Below are 11996 nucleotides of genomic sequence, written 5' to 3'. Positions count from 1 at the left end.
CCTCCGACGACGCCCGCCCCCGCGGCCCCGGTCCCGAATGCCGCCGCCGCGGCGAAGGGCGCCAGCGACCTGGACCTGCGCTACCAGAAGTTCGACCCCATCGGCACGGGCCCGCTGGGCACGGTCTTCAAGGGCCGCTACAACGCCCTGGGGTTGGACATCTGCATCAAGGAGCTGAAGGACATCTTCGGCTACTTCTCCTTCCTCCAGCGCGGTGAGGTCCTCAAGCGGCTGAAGAAGGAGCTGTGCGCGCAGGCGCAGGTGCGCCACCCGGGCGTGGTGCAGATCCTCGACCAGAACGTGGAGTCCGCGCGGCCCTACTTCGTGGTGGAGCTGATGCGCGGCAGCCTGAAGGAGCGGCTGGAGTCCAGCGGCGGCAAGGGGCTGGAGGTGCCGCACGCGCTGCGCACGTTCCTGCAGCTCGCCTACGGCCTGAGGGCCGCGCACGCCGCGGGCCTCACCCACCACAACCTCAAGCCGGAGAACGTCCTCTTCGACGCGTACGGCAACGCGAAGCTCGCCGACTTCGGCATGAGCCGCGTGGTGGAGGTGGACGCCACCAAGGGCATGCCCCAGGTGTTCATGGGCATGGGCGGCATGGCGTACATGGCGCCGGAGCTGATCAACCGGGGCGCCAAGGAGCCGGGCCCGGCCGCGGACGTGTACGGCCTGGGCATCCTGCTCTACGAGATGTTCACCGGGCAGATTCCGGGCCGCCGCTCGCCGCTGCCCTCGGAGGTGAACCCGGAGGCGCCCAGCGGCCTGGATCAGCTCTTCGACAAGGCCACCCAGGACAAGCGCGAGCAGCGCTACCCGGACATGGACGCGATGCTGGAGGACTTCTACAAGGCCTTCCCGGAGCGCGAGTACCTGGAGCGCGGCGCGCTCATCATCTCCTCGGATCCGCAGCAGGACTGAGTGAACGGGCAGGCGGGCCTCCACGCGAGGCTCGCCCGTCCCCGGACAGGCTGTCAGACTGCGGCGCGCCCATGACCGCGCGCCCCTCTGACAGCGTCCTCCTCACCGTCACCGGAAGGGACGGTCCCGACACCACCGCCCGCCTCACCGGCTTCCTCGCGGACGCGGGCACGGAGCTGCTCGACGTGGAGCAGGTGGTGGTGCAGGGCCTGCTCACCCTGGCCCTCCTGGTACGCCTGCCCGACAGCACCGGAGGCGAGGGCCCCTTGCAGGCGTTGCAGGCCCTGGCGCGTGAGCTGGGCGTCACGGTGGACGTGCGGGCGGTGGCCCCCATGTCCGCACCCCCGGGCCCGGAGCCGCTGCGCTATGTCGTCACCGCGGTGGGCAGGACGCTGGGCGCGCGCGAGGTGCACGCGCTGACGGCGCGGCTCGCGGCGCAGGGGGCGCGCGTGGAGCGCATCACCCGCCTGAGCGAGACGCCGCTGGGGTCGGTGGAGCTGCACGTCATGCTGCCTTCGGACGTGGATCCGTCCGCGCTCAAGCGCGCGCTGCTGGCGCTGTCCATGGAGAGCACCACGTTCGACGTGGCCCTCCAGCGCGAGAGCCTCTACCGGCGCGGCAAGCGGATGGTGGTGATGGACATGGACTCCACGCTCATCCGCATCGAGGTCATCGACGAGCTGGCGCGGGCACACGGCGTCCACGCGAAGGTGGCCGCCATCACCGAGCGCGCGATGCACGGGGAGATGGACTACGACGAATCCCTGCGTCAGCGCGTGGCGCTGCTCGCCGGGCTGGACGTCCAGGTGCTGAGGGAGCTGGCCGCGAACCTGCCGCTCACGGAAGGGGCGGAGACGCTGCTGCGCGTGCTCCGGCGGCTGGGCTACCGCACCGCGGTCATCAGCGGCGGCTTCTCCGTGGCGGCCGAGGCGCTCCAGGCCCGTCTGGGCATCGACTTCGCGTACTCCAACACGCTGGAGGCCGCGGACGGCAAGCTCACCGGCCGCACCGTGGGCACCATCGTCAACGCGCGCCGCAAGGCGGAGCTGCTGGAGACGCTGGCCCGGCAGGAGGGCATCCTGCTGGAGCAGGTCATCGCCGTGGGCGACGGGGCCAATGACCTGCTGATGCTGGAGAAGGCGGGGCTGGGCATCGCCTTCCGCGCCAAGCCCCGGCTGCGCGAGGCCGCCGACACGTCCATCTCCGCCGGCGGGCTGGACACCATCCTGTACCTGCTGGGCCTCACCGCGCGCGAGCTGCGCGAGGTGACTTAAGGGCCTTCGCTACAGGCGCATGCGCGCGGCCAGCTCGCGCTGCTGCACGGCGCCCTTTTCAAAGACGAGCTCCAGCAGCGCGCGCAGGATCTTCGAGCTCTTCTCCTGGTTCTGCTGCACCGTCTGCAGGCGCTGCAGGTCCGCCTCGGTCCACTCGGAGGTGGGCGAGCCGCCCGCGAGAATCTCATCCAGGATGTCGGAGGCGCTGGAGCCCGCGGCGGCGGCGGCCGCGGCGGTGTCCGCCGGGGGGCGCGCGGCGGCGGGAGGCGCGGCGTTCGGGTCGACGATGTCGCTGATGCGCTTGACGACCGTCTTGCCGCTCATGTCCACGACCTTGAATTCCTCCTCCTCGGGGAATTCACCCGACTCCTGCTGCTGCGTGTCGGGCTTGAAGCGCTTCTTCTCCACCGGCTCCTGGTTGCGGTAGTTGCGCAGGATGGCGTGCTCGATTTCACGGTCCCCCGCGACCATGGGCACCACGCGGGCGCGGCTGCGCGCCGCCACCTGGTCCAGCGTGGCCAGGTCCGTGGGGTCCGACATCGCCAGCACCAGCGTCTTCCCGTTGTCCTTGAGCTGCACGGGGAAGACGCCCTTCTGCTCGGCGAGCGTCACGTCCACGCGCGCCAGCGCGGCCGCGTCCTTGGTCAGGTTGCCCAGCTGCACGCGGGGCATTCCCAGCCCCTGGCAGATGGCCTGGGTGATGGTCTCCTCGGACGCCAGCCCCAGGTCCGCGACGACGCGCGACACGCGTCCGCCCCACTGGTCCAGTGACGCGAGCGCGCTGCGAAGCTGCAGCTCGTCGATGACGCGCGCCTTGACGAGGATGTCCGCGATGCGATTCCGGGAAGGGGGAGCCATGGGGTGGGGATTCTAGCGTCTGATGGCGCGGACGCTCAGTCCACGTCACCGAACATGCCTTGAGAGCAAGGAGGCCGACGATGCAGCCCTTCGCGGATGCCGCCACCCAGACGTGCCCGTACTGCGGTGAAGAGGTGGAGGTGGATGTGGACTCGCTGGGCGCCTCCTCGGAGGCCTACGTGGAGGACTGCCCCGTCTGCTGCCGTCCCTGGGAGGTGAAGGTGACCCGCGACGAGGACGGCGCCCTCGTCACCCTGGGCCGCGACGACGACTGAGCTGACGGAGCAGGTAACGGCCTCCCGGCCGGGGAGCAGGCGGCCGGGCAGGGGGCTCCTGGAGCGCGGTCCGGGACGGCCGGGGCCGTTGCTTGACACGTCCCGAAGCATGGTTCTCTTGAGTCTGTGAGGCGCTGCCGGGCCCTCCCGCAAACGAGGCGCGGGGACACGGCCGCCGAACTCAACAACGACTGTGTAACCGCACGACGTGCGTCCTCTGGGACGACACGAACAGGAGACGACCATGCTGACCCACCGCAATGCCTACAACGCCGCCGTGACGCTGCCCCTGCTGCGCGACTTCGACCTGCTCTTCCGCGAGCTGTCCTCGGCGGGCACCCGTCCGGACATGGAGCACACCCTGACGCCCGCGGCCGACATCCTCGAGGCCGAAGCCGGCATCACGCTGCGCATCGACCTGCCCGGCCATGACGCCAAGGCCATCCAGGTGAAGGTGGAGAACGACGTGCTGACCGTGCGCTCCGAGCGCAAGGCGGAGGCCGTGGCCGAGGGCACCACCCTGCGGCGCCAGGAGCGTCCGTCGGGCGTCTACGCGCGCCAGTTCCGCCTGCCCAACACAGTGGATGCCAGCCGCGTGGAGGCCCGCTACGACAATGGCGTGCTGTCCCTCACCCTGCCGCGTCGCGAGGAGACCAAGCCCCGCGTCGTCGAGGTGAAGGTCCAGGGTTGATGCGCATGCATCACCTGTCACCGCTCAGGGAGGCCGCTGCCTTCGCAGGCGCGAGGCGCGGCGGCTCCCGCAAGCATCCATCGACTCGAGGGCTTCCGCTGTGGGCCAGGCGGAAGCCCTCGTTCTCTACTTGCGGACGTTGAGCGCCAGCGGCACCCGGAACAGCTCCATCACCTGCGTCACGTCCAGCGGCTTCGCCAGGCACGCCACCGCACCGGCCTGCTTCGACTGCTCCACGACGTCGGGCGTGTGAAGGCTCGTCATGGTGATGAGCCGCACGCCTTCCATCTGCTTGCGGGCGCGGATGCGCTTGCAGACCTCGATGCCGTCGATGTCCGGCATGTTGAGGTCGATGATCATTCCGTGCGGCTTCTGCTCCGACACCAGCAGCAGCGCCTCCACGCCGCTCGTCGTCGTCTGAAGTTCCACCTGGTTCGCGTGCGGCTTGAACGCGCGCTTGATGGCGTCCAGTGTCTGCCGCTCGTCGTCCACGACCAGCAGGCGCACCGTGCTGCTGCCCAGCTCCTCGGGCACGGGCATCTGGTGGGTGACCAGGAAGGTGCGCAGGTCCGTCGAACGCACCCGACGGTGGCCGCCCGGAGTCCGGAAGGCCATCAGGATGCCGCGGTCGATCCACTTGCTCACCGTCGACGGGTCCACCTGAAGCAACCGACTGATGTCGTGCGTCGTGTAGAGCTGGTCCGTCATCGCCGTACTCCCCTCGGACTGCATCGTTCCACTAGCCATGGAAATAAACACCTACCTTGAATGCGGGGTTTGATCAACCCACCTACGACGTGCTGCGTTTATCTGCCCTTCTCATCAGACCCACGGCGTCATCCCAACGGCCACTGGCACGGAGGCACAACTCCACCAACTCGCGGGCGGCTCCGTGACCGCCAACGTTCTGGGTAACGAAGTGGGCCTCCTGGCGCACCTCTGGAACCGCATCCGCGGGACATGCGGAAAGCCCTGACTGGGACATGGGGTCCAGGTCGTTGAGGTCATCGCCCATGTAGGCGCACGCTTCCGCGGGCACCTGGAGCTGGGCGAGCAGTTCGTCGAGGGCAGGGCCCTTCTCCCGGCGGCCCTGGAACACGGCGGCGAGGCCCAGCTCGCGGCCCCGCGCCTCCACGATGCGGGAGGTGCGCGCGGTGAGGATGGCGGCGGGCAGCCCCACGAGGCGGGCCATCACGAGCGCGTGGCCATCCTTCACGTTGAAGCGCTTCATCACTTCACCGTCGCCGCCGTAGTACAGGCCGCCGTCGGTGAGGACGCCATCCACGTCGAACACGAGCAGTCGCACGCGCGACGCACGCGACTTCAGCTCTTCCCGGCCCGGCTTGGAAGGCGCTTCCGTCTGCATGGCCTCCTCACCTTTCGCGTCCATCAACCGGCTTCGTGACCCAGCGCGCGACGGATGCTGAGCACATCTCGTACCACGTCCTCGAACATCTGTGGATTGAGCGAGCACGGACCGTCACACAGGGCACGGTCGGGGTCTTCGTGGACTTCTGTGAATAAAGCGTCAATCCCGGCGGCGGCGGCGCTGCGGGCCAGCAGCGAGACGAACTTCCGCTCGCCGCCCGTCTTCCCGTCGCTGGAGCTGGGCAACTGCACGGCGTGGGTGGCGTCCATGCACACGACGAGGCCGGCTTCGCGCATCTGCGCCAGGCCGCGCATGTCGACCACGAGGTTGTTGTAGCCGAAGGAGGATCCCCGCTCGGTGACGAGGATGTTGGGGTTGCCCGTCTCCACGGCCTTCCTCGCCGAGTGGACGATGTCCTTGGGGGCGACGAACTGTCCCTTCTTCAAGTTCACCCCCCGGCCCGAGCGGGCCACCGCCTCCACCAGGTCCGTCTGCCGACAGAGGAAGGCCGGTATCTGGATGATATCCACGACTTCAGCGGCTGGCCCGACGTGGCTGGTTTCATGGACGTCCGTGAGTACGGGCACGCCCACCTCGCGCTTCACGCGGTCGAGGATTCTCAGACCTTCCTTCAAACCAGGGCCGCGGAAGGACTTGCCGCTGGTCCGGTTGGCTTTGTCATACGAGCACTTGAAGGCATACGGCACGCCGAGCCGCTGGGTGATGCCCTTGAGGAGGTGGGCGTGGCGCAGGGCCATCTCCTCGGACTCGATGCTGTCGGGGCCGGCGATGACGAAGAGGCGCTCACCGGGGCCGACCTTGTGACCGCACAGCTGGATGGAGGGCGTCGTGCTCATGCGCGCACCGGGGGGGTGGGGGCGGTGCCGTGGGAGGAGTCCCGCTGGGCGAGCGCCGCGCCGATGAAGCCGGAGAAGAGGGGGTGGGGAGCGAAGGGCTTGCTCTTGAACTCCGGGTGGAACTGGCAGCCGACGAAGTACGGATGATCCGACAGTTCGATCATCTCCACCAGATTCAGCTCCGGATTGTGTCCGGAGATGACGAGCCCCGCCTCCTGGAGCCGGCCGCGGTAGGCGTTGTTGACCTCGTAGCGGTGGCGGTGGCGCTCCTGGATGTTGTCCTGGGCGTAGAGCTTCTGGGCGACGGTGCCGGCCTTGAGGGCGCACGCGTAGCTGCCCAGGCGCATGGTGCCGCCCTTGTCCTGCACCTTCACCTGGCTCTCCATCAGCGTCACCACCGGGTGCGGGGTGTGCTCGTCGAACTCCAGGCTGTTGGCGCCCTTGAGGCCCAGCACCGTGCGGCTGAACTCCACCACCGCCATCTGGAGGCCCAGGCAGATGCCGAAGAAGGGCAGCTTGTTCTCCCGCGCGTAGCGGACCGCGGCGATCTTCCCCTCGGTGCCGCGCACGCCGAAGCCGCCGGGGACGAGCACCGCGTCCACTCCGTCGAGCATCGCCTCCGGGCCCTGGGTCTCCACGTCCTGGCTGTCCACGAAGCGCAGCTTCACGCGCACGTCGTTGGCGATGCCGCCGTGGAGCAGGGACTCGTTGAGGCTCTTGTAGCTCTCCGTGAGGTTCACGTACTTGCCCACGATGGCGACGGTGACCTCACCGCGCGCGGGCTCGTAGATCTTCCGGACGATGGTCTCCCACTTCTCCAGGTGGGGCGCGCGGCTCCAGATGTTGAGCACCTCCGCCAGCCGCTCGTCGAGGCCCTGGCGGTGCAGCTCCAGGGGCAGCTCGTAGATGCTGCGCACGTCGGGGGACGTGAACACGTTGCCGTTGTCCACGTTGCAGAACATCGCGATCTTGTCCTTCAGCTCGCGGGAGATCTCGCGGTCGGTGCGGCACAAGAGGAAGTCCGGCTGGATGCCAATCTCCCGCAGCTTCATCACCGAGTGCTGCGTGGGCTTGGTCTTCACCTCGCCCGCGGCGCCGATGTACGGCAGCAGCGTCAGGTGGATGTAGACGGCGTTCTGGCTGCCCACGTCGTAGCGCATCTGGCGGATGGCCTCGAGGAAGGGCAGGGACTCGATGTCGCCCACGGTGCCGCCGACTTCCACGATGACGACGTCCACGTCCTGGGAGGCCTGGCGGATGCTGGCCTTGATCTCGTCGGTGATGTGGGGAATCACCTGGACCGTCTTGCCCAGGTACTCACCGCGACGTTCCTTGGTGATGACCGCGTTGTAGATGCGGCCGGAGGTGAAGTTGTTGAGGCGGCTCATCCGGGCGTGGGTGAACCGCTCGTAGTGGCCCAGGTCCATGTCGGTCTCGCCACCATCCTCGGTGACGAAGACCTCGCCGTGCTGGAAGGGGCTCATCGTGCCCGGATCCACGTTGATGTAGGGATCCAGCTTGATGAGGGTGATGTCCAGCCCGCGGTTCTCCAGGAGGGCGCCAATGGATGCGGAGGCCAGTCCCTTCCCCAGCGAGCTGACCACGCCGCCCGTCACGAAGATGAACTTGGTTTTCTTGGAGCGCATGTCCCTTCCTGCCAAGAGGGCCAGGGGGCGTCAAATAATCTCTGCCGGCTGGACGGCTGGCTGGCCCCGGGAGGCCCGCCGGACCTTCACTGCGCGTCCCAACCCCCTGGTCGGGCGACCGCGAACTGCTGGGCGTCCGGCTGTCCCACACGGAAGCGGCGCAGGTCGCAACCTCGGCAACTCCAGCCTTCCCAGCCTTTCTTCACGACTTGGTGGAGGCACGAATCGTAGTTGGGGCAGAAGAGGTTGCGCTGGTTGTCCACCATCTCCTCGTCACGGAGGGCAGAGGGCAGAGGGATGGGACACGGCGTGATGGACACGAGGTTCTCCGACAGGCGACCACGGCAGGCGTGGGTTGCTCTTCCCCCCGGCGGCTCGAACCGGCGACCCGGGCGGACATTCCCAGGTAGGGAGGGCACAAAAAAGTCGCCCCCGTCGGCAAAGACGGGGGCGACCGGTACCGCGGGCGTCAACCACCGCCGAGGAGACCCTCGCTAGCAGGCCACCGCGACGGAGGTAGACGCCTGATTCATGCTGTCGATCAAGGCATCACCTCCTTTCTTGAGGCGCTTGAAATAATGCGCCTTCTTTTTCCGCGCCACGGAGACTGCGGGGTGGGCGGGGCCGCAAGCGGGGCGAGCGTTCAGGCTGCGACAACCTGGTGTTCCACGAGGCGGCGGTAGAGGCCCTCCTGCGTCATCAGGGAGGCGTGCGTGCCGCTCTGCACCACGCGGCCGGACTCCAGCACCAGCACCCGGTGGGCGTTGGCCACGGTGGACAGCCGGTGCGCGATGATGAGCGTCGTGCGGCCCTGCATCAGCCGCTCCAGCGCGTCCTTCACCAGGTGTTCGCTCTCCGCGTCCAGGGCGGACGTCGCTTCGTCCAGCACGAGGATGCGCGGATCCTTCAGCACCGCCCGCGCGATGGCGACGCGCTGCTTCTGTCCACCGGACAGCTGCACGCCCCGCTCTCCCACTTCCGTGCGGTAGCCTTCCGGGAAGCGGCCGATGAAGTCGTGCGCGTGCGCGGCCTTCGCGGCGGCCTCCACCTCCGCGTCGGTGGCGTCCGGGCGGCCGTAGCGGATGTTGTCCGCGATGGAGCAGGAGAACAGCAGCGGCTCCTGGGCGACCATGCCCACGTGGCGGCGCAGCCAGTTGGGGTCGAGCGTGTCCAGGGGGCGGCCGTCGAGGAGCAGCCGGCCCTGCTGCGGGTCGTAGAAGCGGGACAGGAGGGCGGCGAGGGTGGACTTTCCGGCGCCGGAGGAGCCCACCACGGCGACGACCTCGCCGGCCTGGAGGGTGAGGCTGATGCCCTGGAGCACCGTCACGTCGGGGCGCGTGGGGTAGGCGAAGCGCACGTCCTGGAACTCCACCCGGCCCTCGACGGTGGCGGGGCGCTCGCCGCCTTCGGCGGGGATGGCGGGCTCGCGGTCCATCAGCTCGAAGACGCGCTCCGCGGAGCCCGAGGCGCGCATGAAGTCCGCCCAGAGTTCCGCCAGGGCGGCCAGGGACGTGGCGACAATCATCGTGTAGATGAGGAACGAGGTAAGAGCGCCGGTGGAGAGCTGGCCATCCACCACCAGCCGGCCGCCGTACCAGAACACCACCACCGCGGCGATGAAGCCCGCGCTGGAGGCGACGCCGAAGAAGACGGAGGACTGGACCATGCGGCGGCGGGCCGCTTCGAAGGCATGGTGCACGGCGCTACCGTAGCGTGTCACCTCCGACGGCTCGGCCGCGAACGAGCGCACGGTGCGCAGGCCCGACAGGCTCTCCTCGGCGACCTCGCTGGCCTTGGCGAGCGCGTCCTGCACCTGGCGCGACATCAGGCGCACGCGCCGGCCGTACAGCACGGCGCCCACCGCCACCGGGGGGACGATGGCGAGCATCAGGAGCGTGAGCGCGGGCGAGGTGTAGAAGAGCAGCGCGAGGCCGCCCAGCGCCTGCACCACGTGGCGCAGCCCCATGGAGATGTTGACGCTCACGGTGTTCTGCAGGACGCCGGTGTCGGACGAGAGCCGGCTGGTGAGCTCCCCGGTGCGGTGGGTGTCGAAGAAGGCCACCTCCTGGTCCATGAGGCGGTGGAAGAAGTCGCGGCGCAGGCGCATCACCACCCGGTCGCCGACGAGGGTGAAGAAGTAGGCGCGCAGCGCGCTGGTGACGCCCTGCACCACGAAGATGACCAGCATGATGAGCGCGGCCCGGTCGATGAGCGCGCGGTTCTTCGCGTTGAGCGCATCGTCGATCAGGATGCGGATGCCTTGCGGGAACGCGAGGCTCGCGCCGCTGCTGATGATGAGGAAGCAGGTGGCCAGCACCAGCGTGGGCACTTCGGGACGGGCCAGGGACAGCATCCGACGCAGGGTGACGCCCTTGGGGAGTCGAGACGTCGGAGGGTTGACGGAAGGGAGCACTGGCGGAGCCTACTGGACTCTCGCCAGGCATGCAGCCGGCAGGGACGCGCTGGCCCGGGATGCAGCCGGGGCGGCGGCGGTGCTATCTCCTGGGAGAGTTCCCATGCGAGGGAGGGGCCATGGAGAAGCGCGTCTTTGGCAACACCGGAGTGGCGGTGCCGGTCATCGGTCAGGGCACCTGGCAGATGGAGGATGACGACGCACCAGGCGCCATCCGCGCCCTGCGCGCCGGGCTGGACCTGGGGCTCACCCACGTGGACACGGCCGAGCTGTACGGGCGGGGCAAGGTGGAGGAGGCACTCGTGGCGAAGGCCATCGAAGGCCGGCGTGACGAGGTGTTCCTCGTGTCCAAGGTGATGCCGTCGAACGCGACGCTGAAGGGCACGGTGGCCGCGTGCGAGGGCAGCCTCAAGCGGCTCCGCACGGATCGGCTGGACTGCTACCTGCTGCACTGGCCCGGCTCCCACCCGCTGGAGGGCACGGTGCGCGCCTTCGAGCAGCTGGTGAAGGACGGGAAGATCCGCGCCTGGGGGGTGAGCAACTTCGCGGTGGACGAAATGGAGGAGGTGCTGGCCCTCGCGGGCCCGGGGCGCATCGCGTGCAACCAGGTGCTGTACCACCTGGAGGAGCGCGCCATCGAACACGCCGTCGTCCCATGGTGCGAGGCCCGGGGCGTGGCGGTGGTGGCCTACAGCCCGTTCGGCAACGGCCACTTCCCGTCACCGGAGAGCGCGGGGGGCCGGGTGCTGGCGTCCATCGCCCGCGCGCATGGCGCGACGCCGTACCAGGTCGCGCTCCAGTTCCTCGTGCGCCGGCCGTCGCTGTTCGCCATCCCCAAGGCCAGCGACGTGGCCCATGTGCGCGACAACGCGCGCGCGGCCTCGCTGAAGCTCACCCCGGAGGACCTCGCGCGCATCGACGCGGCCTTCCCCCAGGGCGACGAGCCGGACTCGCTGCCGGTCATCTGACGCCTGAGACGTGAGGCGTGACGCGGGCGCTCAGCCGCGCTCGCGCAGGAGTGCTTCCACGCGGGCCACGTCCTCCGGCACGTCCACCGCCACGGTGCGCCAGGACACGCGGGCGCAGCGGATGCGCAGGCCGTGCTCCATGGCGCGCAGCTGCTCCAGCTTCTCCGCCTCCTCCAGCGGGGTGGGGGAGAGGGTGGCGAGCTGGAGCAGGGTGTCCCGCCGGTAGCCGTAGAGGCCCAGGTGGGCCCAGCGGCGCACGGGCGTGCCGGGCTCGCGCACGTGCGGCACCGGGGCGCGGCTGAAGTAGAGCGCGTCGCCGTTGAGGGCGAGCACGGCCTTCACCACGTTCGGGTTCTCCAACTCGTCCGGCTCCAGGGCACGCACCAGGGTGCCCATGCGGACGGTGTCGTCCTGGAAGAGGTCCGCGAGCACCTTGAGCGCGGCGGGGTCCACCAGCGGCTCATCCCCCTGCACGTTCACCCACACGTCCACGTCCGGCCGGGCGCGGGCCACCTCCGCGATGCGGTCCGTGCCGGTGGGGCAGTCGGGACTGGTCATCACCGCGCGGCCGCCGAAGCCCTCCACCACGTCGCGGATCCGCGTGTCGTCGGTGGCGACCCACACCTCGGCGAAGGCCTGGGCCTCCTGACAGCGGCGCCAGACGTGTTCGACCATGGGGCGGCCGGCGATGAGGGCGAGCGGCTTGCCGGGGAAGCGGGTGCTGGCA

The 11996-nt window shown here is 69.3% G+C and carries 12 protein-coding genes; 5 read left to right on the top strand and 7 right to left on the bottom strand.

The genetic code is table 11. From position 1 onward, the window contains the following. Together D7V93_RS25890 and serB are read left to right on the top strand one after the other, a co-directional pair. On the top strand, positions 1-918 hold a 918-nt coding region (locus D7V93_RS25890), incomplete at its 5' end, for a serine/threonine protein kinase (RefSeq protein ID WP_147451322.1). A gap of 71 nt (positions 919-989) precedes the next feature. Beyond that, entirely contained in the window at positions 990-2192 is a 1203-nt protein-coding gene (gene serB, locus D7V93_RS25885) for a phosphoserine phosphatase SerB (protein ID WP_120645941.1), read from the top strand. Between the two features lie 9 nt (positions 2193-2201). Here the strand turns inward: serB and D7V93_RS25880 are convergent, their stop codons facing one another. After that, a complete protein-coding gene (locus D7V93_RS25880) occupies positions 2202-3050 on the bottom strand; it encodes a GspE/PulE/PilB domain-containing protein (protein ID WP_120645940.1) in 849 nt (282 codons plus the stop codon). An 80-nt stretch (positions 3051-3130) separates the two neighbouring features. Here D7V93_RS25880 and D7V93_RS25875 point away from each other — a divergent pair, with 80 nt between their 5' ends. Beyond that, the gene (locus D7V93_RS25875; RefSeq protein ID WP_120645939.1) at positions 3131-3325 is read left to right on the top strand and encodes a CPXCG motif-containing cysteine-rich protein; all 195 of its coding nucleotides are present in this window, start codon (positions 3131-3133) and stop codon (positions 3323-3325) included. Between the two features lie 244 nt (positions 3326-3569). Continuing rightward, positions 3570-4016, top strand: coding sequence for an Hsp20/alpha crystallin family protein (locus tag D7V93_RS25870; protein ID WP_120645938.1), 447 nt, complete (start codon positions 3570-3572; stop codon positions 4014-4016). 126 nt (positions 4017-4142) lie between these two features. Here the strand turns inward: D7V93_RS25870 and D7V93_RS25865 are convergent, their stop codons facing one another. The 5 genes from D7V93_RS25865 to D7V93_RS25840 form a co-directional block, all read right to left on the bottom strand. Then, positions 4143-4763: a response regulator gene (locus D7V93_RS25865; protein WP_120611782.1), complete on the bottom strand. Its 621-nt coding sequence runs from the start codon at positions 4761-4763 to the stop codon at positions 4143-4145. A gap of 43 nt (positions 4764-4806) precedes the next feature. Continuing rightward, a complete protein-coding gene (locus D7V93_RS25860; RefSeq protein WP_208723152.1) occupies positions 4807-5382 on the bottom strand; it encodes a KdsC family phosphatase in 576 nt (191 codons plus the stop codon). 23 nt (positions 5383-5405) lie between these two features. After that, positions 5406-6242 carry a 3-deoxy-8-phosphooctulonate synthase gene (gene kdsA, locus D7V93_RS25855; protein WP_120611784.1) on the bottom strand — a complete coding sequence of 279 codons (837 nt, stop codon included), beginning with the start codon at positions 6240-6242 and terminating at the stop codon, positions 5406-5408. Next, complete coding sequence (gene pyrG, locus D7V93_RS25850) at positions 6239-7888, bottom strand: CTP synthase (protein WP_120645936.1); 1650 nt, start codon at positions 7886-7888, stop codon at positions 6239-6241. The genes kdsA and pyrG overlap by 4 nt, the downstream gene beginning before the upstream one ends. 643 nt (positions 7889-8531) lie before the next feature. Beyond that, positions 8532-10241, bottom strand: a complete 1710-nt coding sequence (locus D7V93_RS25840; protein WP_120645934.1) for an ABC transporter ATP-binding protein — start codon at positions 10239-10241, stop codon at positions 8532-8534. 179 nt (positions 10242-10420) lie between these two features. Between D7V93_RS25840 and D7V93_RS25835 the strand changes: the two genes are divergently transcribed. Further along, positions 10421-11269 carry an aldo/keto reductase gene (locus D7V93_RS25835; protein ID WP_120645933.1) on the top strand — a complete coding sequence of 283 codons (849 nt, stop codon included), beginning with the start codon at positions 10421-10423 and terminating at the stop codon, positions 11267-11269. A gap of 30 nt (positions 11270-11299) precedes the next feature. Here D7V93_RS25835 and kdsB read toward each other — a convergent pair. Then, positions 11300-11996: 3-deoxy-manno-octulosonate cytidylyltransferase (kdsB, locus tag D7V93_RS25830; RefSeq protein ID WP_244237512.1), on the bottom strand; the 697-nt coding region annotated here is incomplete at its 5' end.

It is taken from the genome of Corallococcus llansteffanensis (genome assembly GCF_003612055.1).
Taxonomy (GTDB): Bacteria; Myxococcota; Myxococcia; order Myxococcales; family Myxococcaceae; genus Corallococcus; species Corallococcus llansteffanensis.
This window is presented reverse-complemented; position numbering and strand designations above follow the sequence as displayed.